Raw genomic sequence first — 20,669 nt, 5'->3', positions numbered from 1 at the left:
CCTCAGAAGTGGTCGGGCCAGGACAGCGAGCCGGCGCGGATCTCCGCGGCGGTGGCGCGGGCCCAGTCGAGCTCCGCCTGCCACGCGTGCCGGACGAACTCGACTTCGATCATGAACAGCCGTGGCGCGCCCTGGCCGACGGTCTCGTCGAGGGCGGTGTTCGCGCCCTCGATGCGTTCGGCGAGGTGCCGGGCGCGTTCTTCGAGTGCGTCGGCCGCGCGGTCCGGGCCCAGCGCCCCGAGGTAACTCACCGCCGCGACGAACTTCGGGTACTCGGCGACCGGCTCGCGGACCAGTTCGTCCAGCCAGGCGATGAACTCCTGGCGGCCGAGTTCGGTGTGCGCGTAGACGGTCCGCTCCGGCCGGTTGCCCTCCCGGACCGTCTCGACCGGCTCGATCCAGCGGTGCTTCGCCAGCGACTCCACGGTGTCGTAGAGCGAGCCGGGGTTGATCTTGAAGCTGCTGTCCTTGTAGCGCTCGCGCAGCGTCGACGCCATCTCGTACGGGTGCATCGGGCGTTCCAGCAGCAGGCCCAGCAGGGCCAGCGCGAGGGTGTTGCGGATCTTGCGTGGTGGCACTAGTCGCTCCCTATTACTCGGAACCGACTATACGGCGCTCGTCAAGTCAGGTTGGCGACGCACGTGTTCAGCAGATCGGCCAGGTAACGCCGCTGATCGCCCGAGAGGTCGCCGAGCATGTCCTCTTCGACCCGCGTGATCAGTTCGTCGGCGGCGTGCAGCTTCGCGCGCCCGGCCGCGGTCAAGGCGACCGGTCGCGCCCGGCCGCTGCTCGCCTGCTCCGCGACGGTGACCAGGCCGGCCGAGCGCAGCCCGCCCAGGACGTCCCGCAGCGACTGCCGCGTGACGAACGTGATCCGGGCCAGTTCGGCCGACGACGCGCCGGGGTGCTCCTCGAGCGCGCGCAGCACGGCGTACTGCGACATCGACAACTCGATCGGCCGCAGCCGGTCGGTGCAGGCCTGGTGGAGCGCCTGCTGGGCCCGCTTGATCAGGTAGCCGGGCCGGCCGGCGGACGGGAGTTGGCTCATGACAGGAACCTTACGCAGGAACCTGACATCGGAGCGCGGTCAGCTCCGGGCGTTCTCCCGCAGCCGCGCGGCCCGCGTCAGCAGGTAACGCTGTTCCGGGGTGTTCGTCGTCCGCGCCGCCGCGGCGTCGTAGTGCCGGACGGCGGCGCCGACGTCGCCGGCCAGCTCCAGCAGGTGGGCACGGACGGCGTCGAGCCGGTGCCCGGTCAGCTCCAGCGTCTCCAGCAGCGCGAGCCCGGCCGCGGGGCCGTGCACCATCGCCGTCGCGATCGCGCGGTTGAGCGTCACCACCGGGTTGTCCGTCAACCGCTCCAGCAGCCGGTAGGTCCGCAGGATCCGGTCCCAGTCGGTGTCCTCGACGCGCGGCGCGATGTCGTGCGCGGCGGCGATCGCGGCCTGCAGCCGATACTCGCCGGCGTCGCCGAGCGCGAGCGCCGCCGTGGCCAGCGCGACGCCTTCCCGGATCTGCCCCCGGTCCCACTTCGTCCGGTCCTGCTCGGCCAGCGGCACCAGCTCGCCGGACGGCCCGGTCCGCGCCGGGCGCCGCGCGTCCGTGAGCAGCATCAGCGCCAGCAGCCCGGTGACCTCGCCGTCGTCCGGCAGCATCGCGTGCAGCAGCCGCGTCAGCCGGATCGCCTCGCCGGACAGCTCGGTCCGGTGCAGGCGCCCGCCCGCGCTGCTCGTGTAGCCCTCGTTGAACACCAGGTAGAGCACGTGCAGCACGGACCGCAGCCGGGCTTCGCGCTCGTCGGCGGCGGGCAGCCGGAACGGGACGTCCGACGCCTTGATCCGCGCCTTCGCCCGGCTGATCCGCTGGGCCATCGTCGCTTCCGGGACCAGGAACGCCCCGGCGATCTCGGCCGTGGTCAGGCCGCCGACCGCGCGCAGCGTCAACGCGATCGCCGATGCCGGTGTCAGCGCCGGGTGGCAGCACAGGAACAGCAGGACGAGGGTGTCGTCGCGATCCGGGACATCGGCCGGCGGGGGTTCCAGCGCCGCCGCGTCCTCCCGGCGGCGCCGGGCCTGGTCGCTGCGCAGCTGGTCGGTCAGCCGGTTCACGGCCACCTGGAGCAGCCACCCGCGCGGGTTGTCCGGCAGGCCGTCGGACGGCCAGTGCCGCGCGGCCGCGAGCAGCGCCTCCTGCACGGCGTCCTCCGCGGCGTCGAAATCGCGGAAGCGCCGCGCGACGACGCCGAGGACCTGCGGCGCGAGCGTCCGCAGCAGGTCCTCGACCACGTCGGCGGCCATCAGGCGGGCGCGCTCATCACCTGGCGGACCTCGATCGGCTGCCGGATCGGCACCCCGCCCGGCCCGGGTGCGGCCGACGCCTTCGCCGCGATCTCCAGCGCGCGCTCTTCGCTCTCGACGTCGACGATCCAGTAGCCGGCCAGCAGCTCCTTGCCCTCCGGGTAAGGCCCGTCGGTGACCACGGGGCTGGTCCGGCCGTCCGCGACGACCGTCTTCGCCAGGTCGGGACCGGCCAGGCCCTGGGCGTCGACGAGCTCGCCCTTGTCGCGCAGCTCGGCGTCGAGCGCGTGCTGGAAGTCGATGTGCGCCCGGATGTCCTCCGGCGGCCATTCGCCCATCGGCAGGTCGCAGCCCTCGCCCGCGGTGTAGCTCATCAGCAGCATGTACTTCGCCATGATCGGCTCCTTCCCGCGCCCCGGCGGCGCGTTCACGGGAAAGGACGGAGCCCGGCCCGCGGTCTCTACATGGTTCGCCGGTTTTTCGGGAGATCAGGATAATCGCGGGACGTGACGGGGGAACTGAAACGCGCGCGCCGGGGAGTTTCGGTCGTCTTCGCCGTGTGCGGGGCGGCGTTCGCCACCTGGCTGGCGCGGGTGCCGGCGGTGCAGGAGCAGCTCGGGCTGACCACGGGACAGCTGGCCGCGGGCCTGTTCGGCCTCGCCTTCGGCGCGGTGGTCGCGTTGCTCGGTGCGGGAGCGCTGCTCACCCGGATCGGCAGTCGCGCGGCGGTCGCGCTCGGCGCGACCGTGCTGTGCGGCGGGCTGCCGCTGGTGGCGTTCGCCTGGTCGGCGCCGGTGTTCGTGGCCGCGCTGGTCGTGCTCGGCGTGGGCAACAGCCTGCTCGACGTCGCGATGAACGCGCACGCGGCCCGCGTCGAGGAGGGCTACGGGCGGCCGATCTTCGCGGGCTTCCACGCGTTCTGGAACATCGGCGGCCTCGCGGGCTCCGGCGTCGACGCGCTGATGGAGGCCCTGCACGTCCCGGTCTCGGTGCACTTCCCGGTGGCCGGCGCGGCGCTGCTCGCCCTCGCGCTGTGGGGCCGAGCGCTCTTTCTGACCGGGGCCGACCGCGGCCAAGGCGACACGGCGTTCGCGTGGCCGAGCCGGGCGCTGGTGCCGCTGGGCGTGATCGCGTTCTGCGGGTTCGTCGCCGAAGGCGCGGTCAACAGCTGGAGCGCGGTGTACCTGGCGGACGTCACGGGCGCCACGCCCGCGCTCGCCTCCCTGGGCTACTTCGCGTTCTCCGGGACGATGATCGCGGTCCGCCTGGTCGCCGACCGGATCGTGGGCCGCGTGGGCGCGGTGCGGTTCGTCCGGAGCGCGACCACGGTCGCGGTGCTGGGGTTCGCCGTGGTCCTGGCGGCGCCGTGGCCGGTGGCGGGGGTGTTCGGCTTCGCGGTGGTCGGGCTCGGCGTGGCCGGGATCGTGCCGATCGCGTGGAGCGTGGCGAGCCGCAAACAGGCGGACGCGCCGGGCCGCGCGGTGGCGGCGGTCGCCGCGTGCGGCTACCTGGGGTTCCTGGTGGAGCCGGTGCTGGTGGGCGCGCTGGCGACCCGGATCGGGCTGCACTGGGCGTTGTCGTCGGCGGTCGTGGTGACGTCCGGGATCCTGGTCCTGGCGCCGTCGCTGCGGGTGCGCGAGGCGGCGCTCACGCGCTGAGCAGCCGCTTCAGCCCGTCGGCGGACGGAGTGCCGGGCGCCGCGGTGTAGACGAGGAGCCGGTGCTCGTGGCCGGGCACCGCGAGGATCTCGCAGTCGAGTTCCAGCGGGCCGGCCACCGGGTGCACGGTCCGCTTGGTCAGCGTCCGCTGCACGACGACTTCCCGTGCCGCCCACAGCGAGGCGAACTCCGGGCTCTCGGCCAGAAGGTCGTCGACGAGCGCGCGGACAGCGGGATCGGCCGGGTAGCGCCCGCTCGCCCGCAGGTCCGCGACGCACAGCCGGGCCAGTTCGAGGCGGTTGCCGGTGATCGCGTCGCCGGTGTCGAACAGCCGGCGCAGCCGGTTGCGCCGCCGCGGCGGCCACGTGGCCGGGTCGCCGATCAGCGCGACCAGCATCCGGTTCCACGCCACCAGGTCGTAGCCTGCGTCGATCACCATCGCCGGCACGTCGCCGAGGCGGTCGAGCAGCCGCAGCACGTTCCCGGGCACCGGCCGCGGCGCGGACGCGGGAGCGGGACGCGCCAGCCGCAGCAGGTACGCGTGCTCGTCGCCGGTCAGCCGCAGCGCGCGCCCGAGCGCGGCGAGGACCTGCTCGGACGGCCGGGGCCCGCGGCCCTGTTCGAGCCGCACGTAGTAGTCGACGGAAATACCGGCCAGCAGTGCGACCTCCGTGCGTCGCAACCCCGGCGTCTGCCGCCGCGGGCCGGGCGCCAGGCCGACGTCGGCCGGTTGCAGCCGGGCGCGGCGACTGCGCAGGAACCCGCTCAGCTCCACCCTGTCCACGACTCCATCATCACCCCGGCGCGGGGTGGTACCGCCAGTGCCTACCCCGGTCCGGGCGCGCGGGACGAGCCTTGCGCCATGACGATTCTGGTGACCGGCGCCCGCGGGAACGTCGCGCGTGCGCTGGTGGGAAAACTGCTCGAAGCCGGACACGACGTCCGCGCGGCCGGCCGCGACCCGGGCCGGGCGGGGCTGCCCGCCGGGGTCGAGGTGGTCGCGGCCGACCTCGCACGGCCGGCGGGCTGGGACGTGGCGCTGGCCGGCGTCACGAAGGCGTTCCTCTACGCGGGCACGGCCGGCCTCGGCGGGTTCCTCTCCCGGGCGACGGGCCTGACGCAGGTCGTGCTGCTGTCCGCGCTGGGCGCGGACCCCGGCTCGGCGGACGCCATCACCCGCGCCCACGGCGAAGCCGAGCAGGCCGTGCGGGATTCGGGGCTGCCGTGGACGTTCCTGCGCCCCGGCGGGTTCGCGGCCAACCGGCTGCTGTGGGCGGACTCCGTCCGCGCCGGCGTCGTGCGCGACCCGTTCCCGGAGTCGCATTCGGCGTTGGTCCACGAAGCCGACATCGCCGCGGTCGCCGCTCGCGCGCTGACGTCGGCCGGGCACCTCGGGGCGGTGTACTCGCTGACCGGGCCCGAATCGCTCACCGTGCGGCAGCAGGCAGCCGTGCTCGGCCGGGTGACCGGAGAGCCGGTCCGCGTCGAAGTCCAGGACCTCGACGACTACCGCCGGGAGCTTTCCGCGACGTTCGAGGCCCGCGGGCTCGGCCGGGTCGGCTCGGCCGAGGTGGTCGAGGCCCGGATCCGGCGGCTGGCCGCGCTGGTGGACCGGCCGCAGACGACGACGGAGACGGTCCGGGAGGTCACCGGCAGGCCGGCGCGGAGCTTCGCCGAGTGGGCCGCCGACCACGCCGCCGCGTTCACGCGCTGAGCGTTTCGCGCAGCAGCCGCCGGACCGCTTTGTGGTCGCCGTCGATCGTCACCCGGCCGTCGGCGATCGCCGCGTCCAGGTCGGAGGGGACTTCGAGCAGCGCGTTCAACGTCGGCGGGTCGGTCCGGATCGTCGCGTCCGGCGCGGCGGGCTCGCCCGGCTCGACCGTCAGCAGGCCCGGTTCGGTGCGGACCGTCCACACGCGACTGTCCAGTTCGACGCGGTGGCACGCCGTCGACCGCGGGCGGGCGAAGCCGCGGAGGAACAGCAGCACCGACGTCGTGCCCAGGTGTGCCGACGGGGGAAGGGAGAGCCGGGAGCCCCACGTGCCCAGCGCGAGCACGACCGGCTCCAGCTCACGGCCCCATCCGGTCAGCTCGTAGACCGTCGAGGCCGCCGGGGGCGGCAGCTTCCGGCGCGCGACTACGCCGTGGCCTTCCAGCTCGCGGAGCCGGTCGGTGACCAGGTTCGAGCTGGCGCCCGGCAGCGCGCGGCGGACGTCGGAGAAGCGCTGCGGCCCCAGCAGCAGCTCGCGCACGACGAGCAGCGCCCAGCGTTCCCCGACGACGTCCAGCGCGCGGGCGATCGTGCAGGCGTCCCCGTAGCTGCGGCTCGTCGGCATGGTCGTAATCTACAACTTGCTGGTTGTTTTTAACAACTAGACCGGCGTACGGTGGCCGCCATGGGCAATCCGGTCGTGCACTTCGAGATCATCGGAACCGACCCGGCGCGGCTTCGCGGGTACTACGGCGAGCTGTTCGGCTGGGAGTACGACACGTCGGGGCCGGTGTCGGCCCAGGTGTCGGAAGCGGGCAACTACGGCTTCGTGGAAACGGACGGCATCCCCGGCGGTGTCGGCGGCGGCGCCGGGTACGGAAGCCACGTGGTGTTCTACGTGGGCGTCCCGGACGTCGCGGCGGCGCTGGCCGAAGCCGAACGCCTCGGCGGCACCCGCCGGATGGGCCCGGACCGCGCGCCGGGGCGCGACCTGGTCGTCGCCCACTTCACCGACCCGGAGGGCAATCTGATCGGCCTCGCGGGCCCGGCCTGAGGAGTCAGTCCGCCGCGGCCGCGTTGGCCCGGTCGATCGCCGCCATGTTCTCCTCCGCCCAGTTCCGCAACGCCGCCAGCGGAACCTCCAGCGACCGGCCCAGGTCCGTGAGCCGGTAGTGGACCTTCGGCGGCACCGTCGGCTCGACGCGGCGGGCGACCAGGCCGTCGCCGGTCAGCGAGCGCAAGGTCACCGACAGCATCTTCTGCGAGACCCCGGGCATCCGCCGTTGGAGCTCGGCGAACCGCACCTCGCGCGGGTCCGCCTCGGCCAGCACCTTGACCGCCATCGACGTCCACTTCGTGCCGATCCGGTCGAGCAGCCGGCGCGTCGGGCAGGCCGGGTCGAACAGGTCGCCGCGCGGGGAGGGGGTCACCTGGAGCTCACCACCTGTCGGGGAAGTGCCGTCTTGGCGGCCGGTCGGAAGTTACCTACGGTTTGCTGGTAACCAATGGTAACTGCACGGGGAGAGTCATGCTGCGGGTGAACGGCATCGAAGTCGGCGTCACGGTCACCGGGGAAGGCCCGGCCGTCCTGCTGCTGCACGGCTTCCCGCACACCCGGCAGCTCTGGGCCGAAGTCGTCCCGCACCTCGCGCGGCGCCACCGCGTCATCGCACCGGACCTGCGCGGGCTCGGCGAGTCGGAACGCCCGCCGCACGGCTACGACGCGGGGACCCTCGCCGCCGACGCCGAAGCGCTCCTCGACGCGTTGGGCGAGCCGGCGGCGGCCGTCGTCGGCATCGACGCCGGCGCGCCGCCCGCGTTCCTCCTGGCCATGCGACGTTCCGGGCGCGTCCGCCGGCTCGTCCTGATGGAGTCGCTGCTGGGCCGCCTTCCCGGCGCCGAGGACTTCCTCGCGGGCGGGCCGCCGTGGTGGTTCGGGTTCCACGCCGTCCCGGAACTCGCCGAGACCGTCCTGACCGGACACGAACGCGAGTACGTCGACTGGTTCCTCAACGCGGGTACGCGGGGTCGCGGGCTGCCGCGCGAACTCCGCGACCACTTCGTCGCCGCGTACACCGGGCGGGAGGCCCTGCGTGCCGCGTTCGAGCACTACCGCGCGATGCCGGTCAGCGCCGGGCAGATCGCGGACGCCGTCGCGGCGGGCCGGCTCACGGTGCCCACGATGGCGATCGGCGCGCATCCGGTGGGTGACGCGCTCGCCCGCCAGCTGCGGCCCGTCGCCGACGACCTCGTGACCCACCTCGTCGAGGACTGCGGGCACATCATCCCGCTCGACCGGCCGGACGCCCTGCTCCCGCTGCTGGAGCCGTTCCTTGACCTCGACCAGGCTGGAGCTCCGACACTGGCGTCGTGACGATCTGGATCTGCGGAACCTGCGGGGTCGAGCACCCCGACACCGAACGACCCCCGGCCGGCGACTGCGCCATCTGCGCCGACGACCGCCAGTGGGTGCCCGCGTCGGGCCAGGTGTGGACGACCCTGGCCGGCCTCTCGGCCGGCGCGCACGAAGTCGTGCACGAAGAGCTGGAACCGGGGCTGCACCGGTTCAACCGGGAGCCGTCGTTCGGGATCGGCCAGTGGACCCACCTGGTGCGGACGCCCGAGGGCAACCTGCTGTGGGACCCGCCGAACCACCTCGACGCGGCGCTCGCCGCCCGGATCGACGAACTGGGCGGTGCCGCGGTGATCGTGGCCAGCCACCCGCACATGTACGGCTCCCAGGTCAGCTGGAGCCACCGGCTCGGCGGCGTCCCCGTGCTGGTGCACGCGGCGGACCGGCGGTGGGTGCGGCGCGAGGACCCGGTGCTGCGCGAGTGGTCCGGCACCGAGCGGATCCTGCCGGGCGTGACGCTGGTCGAGGCGGGCGGGCACTTCCCCGGCGCCGCGGTGGCGCACCTCGCCAACGAGACCGGCGGCACCCTGCTGGTGGGCGACACGATGGTCCCGGTGGCGGCGGCCGGCTGGGTAACGTTCATGCGCAGCTACCCCAACCGGATCCCGCTGTCGGCGGGCCTGGTGCGCCGGATCGTGGACCGGCTGGAACCGTACGAGTTCGACCGCCTCTACGGCCTGCTGGGCGGAACGGTCGTCGGCGACGCCAAGGGCGCGGTCCGCCGCTCGGCCGAGCGGTACATCGCCTGGGTGAGCGGGGAAAACGACCACCTCGGCTGAAGCGCGCAGGGTGTTTGCGGATCCGTGGCCTGCGTGGCGGGTCGGCGGCGGGGGAGGGTGTTGAGGGTGCGGGCCCAGACCTGCGCGGCGCATCACCCGCGCAGGTGGTGTCGAAGGCGCGGGACTGGACCTGAGCGGTGCATCAGCCGCGCAGGCGGGTGTCGAGGGGCGGGTCCGGGGTCTGCGTGGCGTGTCGGCCGCGCGGGTGGGTGTCGAGGGCGCGGGCCCAGACCTGCGCGGCGCATCACCCGCGCAGGTGGTGTCGAGGGCGCGGAGCTGGACCTGAGCGGTGCGTCAGCCGCGCAGGAGGGTGTTGAGCCGCGCGGCCTGCCGGGTCAGGTGGTCCCGCTCGGCCAGGTTCGGCGCCTTCCCGGCCGCTTCGGAGTACAGCCGGGCCGCGGTCACCAGGTCGCCGTCGCGCTCGTGGAGGTAGGCCGCGACCGCCGTGTGCCGGGGCAGCGTGTCGTCCACTTCCGCGAGGGCCGCGAGCCCCGCGCGGGGTCCGTCCGCCTCGCCCACCGCCACCGCGCGGTTCAGCCGGACGACCGGGCTGCCGGTCAGCTTCGCGAGCTCGTCGTACCACTCGACGATCTGCACCCAGTCGGTCTCGCCTGCCGTGGGCGCGTCGGCGTGCAGGGCCGCGATGGCCGCCTGGGCCTGGAACTCGCCGAGCCGGTCACGGGCGAGCGCCGCCTGCAGGATCTCGACGCCCTCCGCGATCGCCGCGGTGTCCCAGCGCCCGCGGTCCTGCTCGGCGAGCGGCACCAGGCTGCCGTCCGCCGCGGTCCGGCCGGCCCGCCGCGCGTGGTGCAGCAGCATGAGCGCGAGCAGGCCGGCGACCTCCGGGTGATCGATCGCGGCCGCGAGCTGCCGGGTCAGCCGGATGGCCTCGGCGGCCAGGTCGACGTCGCCCGAGTAGCCCTCGTTGAAGACGAGGTAGAGCACCCGCAGCACGGTCGCGACGTCGCCGGGCTGGTCGAACCGCACCTTCGCGACTGTCCGCTTCGCCCGGCTGATCCGCTGCGCCATGGTCGCTTCGGGAACCAGGTACGCCTGCGCGATCTGGCGCGTGGTCAACCCGCCGACCGCACGCAGCGTCAGCGCGACCGCCGAAGACGGCGTCAGCGACGGGTGCGCGCACAGGAAGTACAGCTGGAGCGTGTCGTCCACCGTGGACACCGGCCCGGGCGCCGGCTCGACGTCGACGACGTCCTCGCGCCGGCGGCGGGCGCTGTCCGACCGGGCCGCGTCGAGGAACTTGCGCCACGCCACCGTGACCAGCCAGCCCTTCGGGTCACGCGGCGGATCGGCCGGCCAGACGCGCAGTGCCTCCACCAGCGCGTCCTGCACGGCGTCCTCGGCCGACGCGAAGTCGGCGCCGCGCCGGACGAGGATCCCGAGCACGTGCGGTGTCAGGCTGCGGAGCAGAACCTCGTCCACACTCACCCCACCCGGCGCTCGTCGCGCCGGCGGACGAGCTCCTCGACGGCCGACGGCAGCGTCGTCTCGAAGTCGATCAGCTTCGCCCAGGTGGGCGTGACCACGATGCGGACCATGCCGTCGTAAAGCGACCGCACGCCCGCCTCCCACTCCACGCGCTGCTCGGGCGTCATCTCGTAGGTGCCGTTGAACCGCAGGTACTCGTCCGGGATGCCGTCGACCACGTCCAGCTCGGCCGTGCCGCGGATGAGCAGAATCTTCGGCGGGTGCACCTCGGTGTCGATCGTCAGGGCGACGGCCGGGTTGCGGCGCAGCGCCGGCAGCTTCGGCGCGTTCGTCGACGTGCAGAGGACGAGCTGCGCGCCGTTCCAGGTGAACGCGATCGGGATCGACCGCGGGGTGCCGTCGAGGGCGGTGTAGGCGAGCCGCGTCAGGTCACGGGCCAGCAGCTCCCGGCTGAGCGGGCGGTTCAGGACTTCGTCGATGGCGTCGCGGTCCATGGCCGTCACTCCGTGATGGTGGTCGCCGGACCCCAGAACGGCCGCAGTTCGAGCCATTCGGCGACGGGCTCGCCACCCTTGCCCGGGGCGGCCGACAGCTCCGCGGCCAGCTCGAGGGCGCGCTCGTAGCTGTCGACGTCGATGATCGTCCAGCCCGCGATGAGGTCCTTCGTCTCGGCGAATGGGCCGTCGGTGACCGGCGGGCGCCCCTCGCCGTCGAACCGGACCCAGGTGCCCTGCGGGGCGAGCGCCCGGTGCTCGACGAACTCGCCGGTCTCCTCGAGCCGCTTCCCGAAGTCCTCCATGTACTTGACGTGGGCCGAGATCTCCTCCGGCGTCCACTGGTCCATGGGTGCGTCGTTGACCGAAGCCGGGGCGCCCCGGTAGTGCTTCAGCAGCAGGTACTTGGCCATCGTCGTTCTCCTCGGTGCGGGTGCGGCCCATCTTGGCCGCGTTCGCACCGGGGACGCAGCCGGTGGCGCGTTCTCGACATCGCCGCCGGAAGAACTTTTCAGGCGGTCGGGCGGCCCGCTCCGGCGTAGTCGTCGCCGTCCCGGCGGTAGGAGTGGACCTGCACGGCCTGGCCGGTCTGCGGCGCGTCGATCATCTGCTGGTTGCCGATGTAGAGGCCGACGTGGTGGATTTTCGTCGACGGCTCGCCGTAGAAGATCAGGTCGCCCAGCTGCGGATCGGTCACGTGCGGGACGCTGCGGAACTGCGTGTCGGCCGTGCGCATCAGCTTGACGCCGGCGCTGCCGTACGCCGCCGTCGTCAGGCCGGAGCAGTCGAAGCCCGGGTCGTTGCCGCCGGTGCCGTTGCCGCCCCAGATGTAGGGGAGGCCGATCTTGTCGATGGCGAAGTTCACCGCGCTCAGCACCGCCGGGTTCGGCGCGGCCGAGCCCTGGCCGACCGTGCCGTAGACGTTGACCGTCGCCAGCGTCCGGTGCAGGAACAGCGGCGCCGACTGCAGCTTCGCGACCGCGTTCCACCACGGCTGGCCCTGGGACAGGTCGGTCCCGCCGTCGCAGAGCGCGCGGCCGGTGGTCAGCGCGGCGTCGTCGATGTTCTGGACATCGGGCTTCCCACCCGCGTAGCTCGCCTGGTACTTCGCCCAGAGCGCGGGGGAGAGCTGCATCGGCCCGGCGGCGTTCGCGGTCGAGACGACCTTGTCGTAGAAGTCGCGAACCTCGATCGTGCCGAGCGGCTTGTCGAGCACGCCGGTCGTCCCGATCCGGCCACCGTGGGCGCGGCCGTGGTCCGTGGTCACTTTTCCGACCGCGGCGAGCGTCACCCAGGAGAGGTGGCAGCCGGGGATGTCCTTGCCGATTTTCGTCGTCGCCTTCGCGTAGCCGACCATCGCGCGCAACGGGACGTCGAGCCACTGGCTGGTCTTGGACGCCCAGGCGTCGAACTCGCTGGCTTCCGGCACCTTCGGCGGCGCCGACGTCGTCTGCGGGGGCGTGGTCGTTTTCGCGGCAGACGGCGTCGCCGTGCTGGTCGCGGCCGCGTTCGTCGTCTCCTGCTCCTGCTTCGGCGCGAACTGGACGCCGACCACGAGCGCGGCGGCGACCACGACCACCGCGGCCACCACGACGGCGGTTCTCCGGCGGCGCGGCTCGACCTTCTCCTCGACCTTCTCCTGGGGCGCGGCTTCGGGCTCTTCGCTCACCGCGCGGCTCCGGTCAGCCGGTCGAGGACGAAGCCGCGCAGGCCGTCGAGGTCGGTGTCCATCGCGACCTCGATCGGGCGACCGGGACTGAACTGAGGATCGTCCTCGCCGAGCTTCCGCCGGTCGACGAGCGTCTGCCCGCGCGCCGGCCCCAGCCCGCAGTCGACGTCGACGCGGTAGGTCTCGGTGTGGAGGATTCCCGGCGAAACGGCCTCGGCGACCGCGACGGCGTCGTGCATGACCATCCGGTCTTCGCCGAACACGCGCGTGTAGTGCTGCCGGTAGGTGGAGGTGAGGCCTTCGAGGGTGGCGCCGACCGGCCCCGACGCCGCGAGCTTGGCCAGCCACTCGCCGTCGACGGCGCAGCGGTGCGTGAGGTCGAGCGGCACGAGCACGACCGGGACGTCCTCCTCGACCAGCACGCGGCGGGCCGATTCGGGGTCGCTCCAGATGTTGAACTCGGCGGCGGTCGTGCTGTTGCCGAAGGTCACGCCGCCGCCCATGATGACCAGCCGTCCGATCTTCGCGGCGACACCCGGGTGGGCCGCGAACAGGGCGGCGATGTTCGTCAGCGGCCCGATCGGGGCGATCGTCACCGGCTCGTCGGACGACTCCAGGATGTCGGCCATCAGGCGGACGGCGTCGCGCTCTTCGAGGGGACGCGTCGCCTCGGGCAGCGTGTAGGAGTGGCCCGAGAGGCCGTCGCCGCCGTGGACCTCTTTCGCGTCGCGTGGTTTCGAATAGACCAGGGGCCGTGACGCCCCGGCGGCGACGGGCACGTCGGTGCGGCCGAACAGCTCCAGCAACCGCCGCGCGTTCGCCGTCGTGCGGTCGAGGGGAACGTTGCCGAAAACCGACGTCACGCCCAGCAGGTCGACGTCCGGGGACAGCGCGGCCAGCGCGATCGCCAGCGCGTCGTCGACGCCCGGGTCGGTGTCGATGATCAGCTTCGTGCCCATCCAGCTCCCCTTGCCCGTGAACCCGTCCCGTACACAGGTTACGGTCACGGGCATGACGTCGATGTGGGGTGCGCCCGCGCTGTCGCGGGTGCGGGCCTGGCGCCGCGCGCGGCAGGACCCGCGGCAGGCGAAGTTCCTGACCGCCGACTCGCTGCGCTGGGTGCTGCGCAACCGCGCGTACACGCCCTGGTACCTGGTCCGGTACTACCGGCTGCTCAAGTTCCGGCTCGCCAACCCGCACATCATCCTGCGCGGGATGCTCTTCCTCGGGAAGGACGTCGAGATCCACTGCCGCCCGGGCTACGGGCGGCTGGAGATCGGCCGCTGGGTCCACATCGGCGACGGCAACGCGATCCGCTGCCACGAGGGTTCGCTGCGGATCGGCGACAAGTCGGTGTTCGGCCGCCAGAACGTGATCAACTGCTACCTCGACATCGAGCTCGGCGCGGCGACGCTGGTCGCCGACTGGGTGTACATCTGTGACTTCGATCACGTCATCGCGGACATCCACGTGCCGATCAAGGACCAGGGCATCGTGAAGTCGCCGGTGCGCATCGGCCCGGACACGTGGCTGGGCACGAAGGTCAGCGTCCTGAAGGGCACGCGCATCGGCCGCGGCTCGGTGCTGGGCGCGCACGCGGTCGTCCGCGGCGACATCCCGGACTACTCGATCGCGGTCGGCGCGCCGGCCCGGGTCGTGCGCAACCGCGAAGAGGACTACGCGGCCGACGCGGCTCGTCGCGAGGCCGTCGCGGACATGGCGCGGAAGGCGAACAAGGCGCTGCAGAAGACCCTCGAGCAGTAGGCGCCGGCCTCAGTCCTCGAACGCCATCTCCGGCGGCGGCCGCCGGAAGCCGCGGGTGATCGCCGCCAGGACGACGATGCCGATCGCCAGCCAGACCAGCCCGAAGACCAGCGCGATGCCGTCGAGGTTCACCAGCAGCCACAAATCGACCACGGCGCCGACCACGGGGAAGATCACCCAGGTCAGCACGCGTTTCCCGGATCGGTCGCGCAGCCACGTCGCCAGCACGCTGATGTTGACGAACGTGAACGCGGTGAACGCGCCGAAGTTGATGAACGACGTCGACGTGCTGACGTCCAGCGCCAGCGCGACCAGCCCGACGAGCCCGGTCAGGACGATCCCGAACACCGGTGTGGCGAACCGCGGCTGCAGTTTGCCGAAAACGCGCGGCAGCACGCCGTCGCGGCCCATCGCGAACATCAGCCGCGACGCGCTCGCCTGCGCGGCGATGCCCGACGCGAACTGCGCGACCACCAGGCCGGCGAGGAAGAAGGACGCGAAGAGGTTGCCGCCGATCGTCGTCGCGATTTCGAACGCGGCGGACGACTCGTCGGTGAACGCGCTGCCGGGGTGCGCGAGCTGGGTGAAGTAGGCGAGCACGACGAAGATGCCGCCGCCGATCAGCGCGGTCAGCAGGATGGCGCGGGGGATCGTGCGGCGTGGCTCGGTCGTCTCTTCGGTCAACGTCGTGACGGCGTCGAAGCCGAGGAAGGAGTACGTCGCGAGCGCGGCGCCGCCGGAGATCGTGCCCAGCGTGCTGCCCGGGTGGAAGAACGGCTGCGTGCTCGCCAGCGACCCGCCGACGTGCAGCACCTGCTTGACCGAAAGAACGACGAAGAAGCCGATGACCAGGATCTGGAAGGCCATCAGGACGAAGTTGGCCTTTTCGGCGATCTTGATGCCGAGGACGTTGAGGATCGTGGTCACCACGATGAAAGTGATCAACCAGATCCACTGGGGCACGGCGGGGAACTCGGCGGCGAGGTAGGCGCCGCCGATCAGCCAGATCACCATCGGCAGGAAGAAGTAGTCGAGCAGCACCGCCCACCCGACGAGGAACCCGGCGCGCGCGTCGACCGATTTCCGGACATAGGTGTAGGCCGAGCCGGCGACGGGGTGAGTGGCGGCCATCTTCCCGTAGCTGGCGGCGGTGAACAGCATCGCGACCAGCGCGAGCAGGTACGCCGAGGGCACCGTGCCCTCGGTCGTGGTCGCGACGATGCCGAAGGTGCCGAGCACGATCAGCGGAGCCATGTAGGCGAGCCCGAACAGGACGACGCCGGGCAGGCCGAGCCGGCGCTGCAGGGTCGCCGGGGCCGCGGCCGTGGTGGTCATCGGGCGTCTCCTTCTCGTGGGCTCCAGCGGTCCGGGTCGATCCGGCCCTGGTAGAGCGGTAGCTCCAGCGGAGCGTCGGCGGGGGTGAACTGGGCCCACACGCGGTTGGTGCCGGCGGTCCCGTCACGGCGGACGCGGGCGACCTCGTCGAGGTCGATGGTGTGGGCGAGCACGCCGTCGTCGTTTCCCGGCAACGCGCCGAGGACGTCGCCTTCGGGCCCGACGAGCAGGCTGTCGCCCATGCCGAACGGCCCGGCCGTGTTCACGCTGGCGACGAACACCTGGTTGACGATGGCGTTCGCCCGGGCGAGGACGAGCTCCTGCGCGCGGTCGGGGGTGGTCGTCTGGACGGGGTTGAGCACGAGCTCGGCACCCATCCAGGCGAGGTGGCGGGTCACCTCGGGGAACCAGGCGTCGTAGCAGATTGAGAACCCGACGCGGCCGGCGTCGGCCAGGTCGGCGACGACGAACCGGTCGCCGGGGTCGTACGGCTCGTGCGGCCGCCAGGGGAAGACCTTGCGGTACCAGCCGGCCAGCTCGCCTCGCGGGGAAAAGACCAGGGCCGTGTTGAACAGCTCGCCGTGGTCGCCTTCTTCGCAAACGGTGCCGGGCGCGAGCCAGATCCCGAGGTCGCCGGCCAGTTCGGCGAGTTCCGTGGTCCGTTTTCCGGGCACCGGCTCGGCGGCTTCGCGGAGCCGGCGCGTGCGCTCGTCGCCTTCGCCGTCGACGCCGCAGAGGTGCAGCTCGGGGAACGCGGCCAGCCGCGTGTCCGGGAACCGGCGAAGGACGACTTCGACCTCGCCCGCGAACCCGCCGTCCCCCGCGGGCCGGGGCGGCGCTTGCACCAGGGCGATCGGCAGGGGTCGCGGCATGGACGAAAAATAGTCCATCTTGAACACTTAAACAAGAGTGCTCAAGATGAGCAGTTTGTGCGGTACGGTCGTTTCATGGCGACGGCAGACCTGAGCGCCCCGGCCCTGACCGGCATCCGGCGGTTGTCCGCACTGGACACCGTCCGCGCGCGCATCGCGCTCGCGGTGGAGCTCGGCCTGCTGAAGCCGGGCGAGCGCCTGCCGGCGAACGCCGAGATCGCGCGCGCCCTCGGCGTCGCGGAGATCACGGTGCGAAGGGCTCTGGAGTCCTTGGTCGGCGACGGCCTGATCGAACGCCGCCGCGGCCGGGGCGGCGGGACGTCGGTGGCCGTGAACCCGCCGTCGGAGCGAGTCGGGGAAGTCGGCGCTTACCGCGAGTCCGCGGCCGAGGTCCGCGACCTGATCGACCACCGCCTGGTCCTGGAGTCGGGTTTGGTCCAATTGGTGGCGAAGCGGTCACCGGACCTGCCCCGCCTGCGGACGTTGGTCGCCCGCATGGACTCGGCGAAGGGCTGGGCGGAGTTCCACGAGCTGGACGCGGAGTTCCACCGGACGGTGGCGGCGCCCGGCCCGGCGGCGGCGGTCGCGCAGTACGAGGTCGTGCTGGCGGAGCTGTACCGGTTCTACCTGCCGTACCCGATGGAGAAGCTGCGCGAGTCGAACCGCGACCACGCGAAGCTGGTCAAGGCGCTGACCTCGGGCGACCCGGACGCGGCGGCGCGGGTGACGCGGAAGCACGTGCGCGGCCTGCACCAGACGATGTTCGTCGGCCTCGGCTGAGCGGTGGTCGGCGATCGACCACGCCCTGGTCGGCGAGATCCGGTCGACGGCCACCGCCGTGGTCCGAAGCCGGCCACTGGGCCCGTCCCGGCCGTTCGGCGGTGATCATCGGCTGATCGGCCGATCTCCGGACACGCTCGCCCCGGCAGCCTGGGCCCATGTCGATCACCCGGTTCGCCGTCCCGCTGCTCGCCGCCGCGGCGCTCGTTCCCGCTGTCCCGGCCGTCGCCGCCGCCGCGGACGGGATCTCCTGGCAGCTCTGCTCCGCCGTCGCGAACGGCTGGGACTCCGATGACCGGCGCACCGAATGCGCCCTCGTGCCCGTCCCGCTCGACTACGCCGATCCCGGTGGTCCGAAAATCGACATCGCCGTCAGCCGGGTCAAGGCGACCGGCTCGAAGACCGGCGCCGTCCTGCTGAACCCCGGTGGCCCCGGCCAGTCCGGCCTGACCATGCCGCGCACCATCGCGGGCAGCCGCGCCGGGGGCATCGGCGTTCACCATGACCTCGTCGGGTTCGACCCACGGGGCGTCGGCTACAGCGCCGACCTGCCGTGCGACACCGGCTTCCCCGAGCCCGATCCCGGTGTCCCCGACAGGGACAAAGCCCGCGAAGCCGCCGAGCGCGCGGCCGCCGCGAACCGGGCCTGCGTCGACGCCCACCGCGACTTCGTCCGGAACCTGACCACGCCCACCATCGCCCGGGACATGGACCGGATCCGGCAAGCCCTCGGCGAGGACAAGATCGGCTACTACGGCGTCTCCTGGGGCACCGCCCTCGGCGCGCAGTACCGGTCGCTCTTCGACGACCACGTCGACAAGATGCTGCTCGACTCCGTCATGCCGCCCGAGCTGAACGTCACCGAGATGGACGACGACCAGGCGACCGCCGGCGAGAACACCTTCCACGACTTCGCGTCCTGGATCGCCCGCTACGACGCCGTCTACCACTTCGGGACCACCGAGCCCGTCGTCGCGAAAGCCCTTCTCGACCTGCGCGACCGGCACGGCGCCACCGTCAACGGCATGCTCGCCAACCCGCGCCGCGAGTGGGCCGGCCTGGCGAAGCAGCTCGCGGCCATCCGTGACGGCGGCGCGCCCGTCGCCGCGAAGAAGACCACGGGCTTCGGCTGGGACGGCGAACCGCAAGCGTTCAACCACTTCCAGCAGACGGCCCTGCTCTGCAACGAGTCGCCGAGCCCGCGCGACTTCGACACCGTCTGGCAGCACCGCCTCGACCGCATGGCGCGGCTGCCCGTCGCGGGCGGCTACGGCCTCTACGAACAGCTCTGCGTCGGCTGGCCACTGGCCGCCCGGCCGTGGTCGTTCGAAAAAGGGACGAGCCCGCTGCAGCTCGTCGGCCACCTCTACGAGCCGGTCACGCCCATCGGCTGGGCGCTCCGGATGCGGGACCGGATCGGCGGCACGCTCATGACCGTCGAGGACGACGTCCACGGCTCGCTGGCCTCGCTGCCCTGCGCCGACGCCGCTGTCGCTTTCTTCGACACGGGCCGGGCGACGGCGGAGTCCTGCCCCGGCGCGCCGCTGTGACTCAGCGGGCCCGCAGCTGGTCGCGGACCTCCATCAGCGCGAAGCCGAGCAGGTTCAGCCCGCGCCAGTAGTCCGGCTTGGTCGCGTTCTTCTCCTCGCGAGCGAGGCCGGTGCCCCAGACGAGGTCCTTCTTGGACGCCTCGACGAGCACCGCGTCCCCGGTCCCGAGCAGGAACCGGCGCAGGTCGCGGTGGGCCTTGAACTTGGCCAGGTTGCCGTCGACGACGATGTCGAACCGGTGCCGCTCCCAGGTCGCCGCGTCGAACCCCGCGACCTCGCGGCCGAGCACCTTCGCCGTCTTCGGGTCGGGCGTCGTCCGGATCAGCTCGGCCTTTTCGACGTCACCGAACAGCAGCGCCTTGCCGGCCATCATGTAGTGCTCGGCGGTCGGGTAGACGACGCCGTCGGCTTCGAACGGGTCGGCCCACCACTGGCTCAGGCAGCTCGCCGTCACCCGGCCGGACTTTGCGGGCGTGTGCCCGTAGAACAGCAGGTATTCGGGCTCCGCACCCTCGTGGACCTTTTCGCGCAACGCCTCGACACTGCGGACCCCGTCGACCTTCACCATCCACCTAGTGGACCACGCGCTCAGAGCAGGAAGTGGAACAGGGGGCTGCCCGGCTCGATCCGCTCGACCTGCAACGGGCTCGCGTCCATCCGCGCCAGCAGTCCCGGAAGGTCGGATGATCGGGCGATCTCGATGCCGACCAGCGCGGGCCCCATCTCGCGGTTGGTGCGCTTGACGTACTCGAAGCGCGTGATGTCGTCCTCGGGCCCGAGCACCTGCTCGAGGAACCGCCGCAGCGCGCCCGGCTCCTGCGGGAAGCCGACCAGGAAGTAGTGCTTCAGCTCTTCGTGCATGAGCGAGCGTTCGAGGATCTCGCTGTAGCGGCTGACGTCGTTGTTGCCGCCGGAGACCACCACGACGACCGTCTGGCCCGGCTCGACCCGCACCACCGAGCCGAGCGACGCGGCGGCCAAAGCGCCCGCGGGTTCGGCGATGATCCCGTCGGACTGGTACATCGCGAGCATCTCGGTGCAGATCGCGCCCTCGGCGACCGCGGTCAGCTCGGCGCCGCTCTCGCGGACCAGCGGGTAGGTGACCGCGCCGGCCTCGCGCACCGCGGCGCCGTCGACGAAGGAGTCGAGCTCGGGCAGCCGCACCGGGTGCCCGGCCGAAAGCGCGGCCGCCATGCACGCCGCGCCCGCGGGCTCGACGCCGACGACCCGGACCTCCGGGTGGCGCTCGCGCAGCCAGCTGCCGACCCCGGCGAGCAGCCCGCCGCCGCCGACCGGGACGACCACGACGTCCGGCACGAACCCGAGCTGCTCGATCACCTCCAGCGCGACCGTGCCCTGGCCGGCGACCGTGCGGACGTCGTCGAACGCCGGCACGAGTGTCGCGCCGGTGCGCTGGGCGTCCTCGTTGGCCGCGGCGAAGGCGTCTTCGTACGTCTCGCCGACGACGATGACCTCGATGTGCGCGCCGCCGAGCGTCGCGATGCGTTCGCGCTTCTGCCGCGGCGTGGTTCCCGGCACGTACACGCGGCCGTCGGCGCCGAGCCGCCGGCACGCGTACGCGACGCCCTGGGCGTGGTTCCCGGCGCTGGCGCAGACGACCCCGAGCGCGCGAGTCGGCTCGTCGAGCTGGACGATGAAGTTGTACGCGCCGCGGATCTTGTACGACCGGACGGTCTGCAGGTCCTCGCGCTTCACCCAGACCTGGGCGTCCACCCGGGACGACAGCCGCGCGCTCGGCTCCAGCGGCGTGCGGGTCACCACCCCGGCCAGCCGCTCGGCGGCCTTTTCGATGGTCGCCGCGGTCACCGTGTCGATGTCGTGCACCCCGATGAATCTACGACTCTCGCGAGCCGGGCAACCGCCCGGGCCTCCAGGCGCATC

Annotated in this window: 24 protein-coding genes; 8 read left to right on the top strand and 16 right to left on the bottom strand. The window is 72.6% G+C overall.

From position 1 onward, the window contains the following. Positions 1-2: 2 nt before the first annotated feature. Genes ACWEVP_RS13535 through ACWEVP_RS13520 form a run of 4 tightly spaced genes read right to left on the bottom strand, consistent with a single transcriptional unit; the run spans position 3 to position 2,691 of the window. Entirely contained in the window at positions 3-578 is a 576-nt protein-coding gene (locus tag ACWEVP_RS13535) for a PadR family transcriptional regulator (RefSeq protein WP_452062833.1), read from the bottom strand. 41 nt (positions 579-619) lie between these two features. Then, the gene (locus ACWEVP_RS13530) at positions 620-1,048 is read right to left on the bottom strand and encodes a MarR family winged helix-turn-helix transcriptional regulator (RefSeq protein WP_452062832.1); all 429 of its coding nucleotides are present in this window, start codon (positions 1,046-1,048) and stop codon (positions 620-622) included. 39 nt (positions 1,049-1,087) lie between these two features. Then, complete coding sequence (locus ACWEVP_RS13525; RefSeq protein WP_452062831.1) at positions 1,088-2,296, bottom strand: RNA polymerase sigma factor; 1,209 nt, start codon at positions 2,294-2,296, stop codon at positions 1,088-1,090. Next, positions 2,296-2,691: a YciI family protein gene (locus ACWEVP_RS13520; RefSeq protein ID WP_452062830.1), complete on the bottom strand. Its 396-nt coding sequence runs from the start codon at positions 2,689-2,691 to the stop codon at positions 2,296-2,298. The genes ACWEVP_RS13525 and ACWEVP_RS13520 overlap by 1 nt, the downstream gene beginning before the upstream one ends. 111 nt (positions 2,692-2,802) lie before the next feature. On the opposite strand from ACWEVP_RS13520, the gene ACWEVP_RS13515 reads away from it, so the two are divergent. Continuing rightward, positions 2,803-3,954: an MFS transporter gene (locus tag ACWEVP_RS13515; RefSeq protein ID WP_452062829.1), complete on the top strand. Its 1,152-nt coding sequence runs from the start codon at positions 2,803-2,805 to the stop codon at positions 3,952-3,954. On the opposite strand, the gene ACWEVP_RS13510 is transcribed toward ACWEVP_RS13515, so the two are convergent. After that, positions 3,944-4,738, bottom strand: coding sequence for a helix-turn-helix transcriptional regulator (locus ACWEVP_RS13510; protein WP_452062828.1), 795 nt, complete (start codon positions 4,736-4,738; stop codon positions 3,944-3,946). The two genes, ACWEVP_RS13515 and ACWEVP_RS13510, sit on opposite strands and share 11 nt — an antisense overlap. A gap of 78 nt (positions 4,739-4,816) precedes the next feature. Here ACWEVP_RS13510 and ACWEVP_RS13505 point away from each other — a divergent pair, with 78 nt between their 5' ends. Continuing rightward, a complete protein-coding gene (locus ACWEVP_RS13505) occupies positions 4,817-5,668 on the top strand; it encodes an SDR family oxidoreductase (RefSeq protein WP_452062827.1) in 852 nt (283 codons plus the stop codon). Here ACWEVP_RS13505 and ACWEVP_RS13500 read toward each other — a convergent pair. Next, complete coding sequence (locus ACWEVP_RS13500; protein WP_452062826.1) at positions 5,658-6,290, bottom strand: winged helix-turn-helix transcriptional regulator; 633 nt, start codon at positions 6,288-6,290, stop codon at positions 5,658-5,660. The genes ACWEVP_RS13505 and ACWEVP_RS13500 overlap by 11 nt on opposite strands. 60 nt (positions 6,291-6,350) lie before the next feature. Here ACWEVP_RS13500 and ACWEVP_RS13495 point away from each other — a divergent pair, with 60 nt between their 5' ends. Beyond that, positions 6,351-6,719, top strand: coding sequence for a VOC family protein (locus ACWEVP_RS13495; RefSeq protein WP_452062825.1), 369 nt, complete (start codon positions 6,351-6,353; stop codon positions 6,717-6,719). 4 nt (positions 6,720-6,723) lie between these two features. Here the strand turns inward: ACWEVP_RS13495 and ACWEVP_RS13490 are convergent, their stop codons facing one another. Beyond that, positions 6,724-7,095: a winged helix-turn-helix transcriptional regulator gene (locus tag ACWEVP_RS13490; protein ID WP_364457611.1), complete on the bottom strand. Its 372-nt coding sequence runs from the start codon at positions 7,093-7,095 to the stop codon at positions 6,724-6,726. Between the two features lie 98 nt (positions 7,096-7,193). Between ACWEVP_RS13490 and ACWEVP_RS13485 the strand changes: the two genes are divergently transcribed. Both ACWEVP_RS13485 and ACWEVP_RS13480 read left to right on the top strand, forming a co-directional pair. After that, complete coding sequence (locus ACWEVP_RS13485; RefSeq protein WP_452062824.1) at positions 7,194-8,039, top strand: alpha/beta fold hydrolase; 846 nt, start codon at positions 7,194-7,196, stop codon at positions 8,037-8,039. Then, entirely contained in the window at positions 8,036-8,857 is an 822-nt protein-coding gene (locus ACWEVP_RS13480) for a hydrolase (RefSeq protein ID WP_452062823.1), read from the top strand. Before ACWEVP_RS13485 ends, ACWEVP_RS13480 begins: the two co-directional genes overlap by 4 nt. Positions 8,858-9,151: 294 nt before the next feature. Here ACWEVP_RS13480 and ACWEVP_RS13475 read toward each other — a convergent pair whose 3' ends face one another. The 5 genes from ACWEVP_RS13475 to ACWEVP_RS13455 form a co-directional block, all read right to left on the bottom strand. Further along, positions 9,152-10,297: an RNA polymerase sigma factor gene (locus ACWEVP_RS13475; RefSeq protein ID WP_452062822.1), complete on the bottom strand. Its 1,146-nt coding sequence runs from the start codon at positions 10,295-10,297 to the stop codon at positions 9,152-9,154. Positions 10,298-10,299: 2 nt separating this feature from the next. Continuing rightward, complete coding sequence (locus tag ACWEVP_RS13470; protein WP_452062821.1) at positions 10,300-10,797, bottom strand: pyridoxamine 5'-phosphate oxidase family protein; 498 nt, start codon at positions 10,795-10,797, stop codon at positions 10,300-10,302. Between the two features lie 5 nt (positions 10,798-10,802). Continuing rightward, complete coding sequence (locus ACWEVP_RS13465) at positions 10,803-11,210, bottom strand: YciI family protein (RefSeq protein ID WP_436389096.1); 408 nt, start codon at positions 11,208-11,210, stop codon at positions 10,803-10,805. Between the two features lie 98 nt (positions 11,211-11,308). Next, positions 11,309-12,388 (bottom strand): C40 family peptidase, encoded by a 1,080-nt coding sequence (locus ACWEVP_RS13460; RefSeq protein ID WP_452062944.1) that lies wholly within the window; start codon positions 12,386-12,388, stop codon positions 11,309-11,311. 74 nt (positions 12,389-12,462) lie between these two features. Then, complete coding sequence (locus ACWEVP_RS13455; RefSeq protein ID WP_452062820.1) at positions 12,463-13,425, bottom strand: nucleoside hydrolase; 963 nt, start codon at positions 13,423-13,425, stop codon at positions 12,463-12,465. Positions 13,426-13,477: 52 nt separating this feature from the next. Here ACWEVP_RS13455 and ACWEVP_RS13450 point away from each other — a divergent pair, with 52 nt between their 5' ends. Next, positions 13,478-14,230, top strand: coding sequence for an acyltransferase (locus ACWEVP_RS13450; RefSeq protein WP_086678307.1), 753 nt, complete (start codon positions 13,478-13,480; stop codon positions 14,228-14,230). A gap of 9 nt (positions 14,231-14,239) precedes the next feature. On the opposite strand, the gene ACWEVP_RS13445 is transcribed toward ACWEVP_RS13450, so the two are convergent. Together ACWEVP_RS13445 and ACWEVP_RS13440 are read right to left on the bottom strand one after the other, a co-directional pair. Next, positions 14,240-15,565, bottom strand: a complete 1,326-nt coding sequence (locus ACWEVP_RS13445) for an APC family permease (protein ID WP_452062819.1) — start codon at positions 15,563-15,565, stop codon at positions 14,240-14,242. Continuing rightward, positions 15,562-16,437 (bottom strand): carbon-nitrogen hydrolase family protein, encoded by an 876-nt coding sequence (locus tag ACWEVP_RS13440; RefSeq protein ID WP_452062818.1) that lies wholly within the window; start codon positions 16,435-16,437, stop codon positions 15,562-15,564. Before ACWEVP_RS13440 ends, ACWEVP_RS13445 begins: the two co-directional genes overlap by 4 nt. Positions 16,438-16,512: 75 nt before the next feature. Here ACWEVP_RS13440 and ACWEVP_RS13435 point away from each other — a divergent pair, with 75 nt between their 5' ends. Beyond that, on the top strand, positions 16,513-17,217 hold the full coding sequence (locus ACWEVP_RS13435; protein WP_452062817.1) for a FadR/GntR family transcriptional regulator: 705 nt from the start codon (positions 16,513-16,515) through the stop codon (positions 17,215-17,217). A 158-nt stretch (positions 17,218-17,375) separates the two neighbouring features. Beyond that, positions 17,376-18,767 carry an alpha/beta fold hydrolase gene (locus tag ACWEVP_RS13430; protein WP_452062816.1) on the top strand — a complete coding sequence of 464 codons (1,392 nt, stop codon included), beginning with the start codon at positions 17,376-17,378 and terminating at the stop codon, positions 18,765-18,767. Between the two features lies 1 nt (position 18,768). Here the strand turns inward: ACWEVP_RS13430 and ACWEVP_RS13425 are convergent, their stop codons facing one another. Together ACWEVP_RS13425 and ilvA are read right to left on the bottom strand one after the other, a co-directional pair. Next, the gene (locus ACWEVP_RS13425; RefSeq protein ID WP_452062815.1) at positions 18,769-19,335 is read right to left on the bottom strand and encodes an NADAR family protein; all 567 of its coding nucleotides are present in this window, start codon (positions 19,333-19,335) and stop codon (positions 18,769-18,771) included. Between the two features lie 20 nt (positions 19,336-19,355). Then, positions 19,356-20,612 carry a threonine ammonia-lyase IlvA gene (gene ilvA, locus ACWEVP_RS13420; protein WP_452062814.1) on the bottom strand — a complete coding sequence of 419 codons (1,257 nt, stop codon included), beginning with the start codon at positions 20,610-20,612 and terminating at the stop codon, positions 19,356-19,358. Between the last annotated feature and the right edge of the window lie 57 nt (positions 20,613-20,669).

It is taken from the genome of Amycolatopsis sp. NPDC003865, assembly GCF_053605345.1.
Note: the sequence above shows the minus strand (reverse complement) of the source record. Positions and strands in the feature narration are given on the sequence as shown.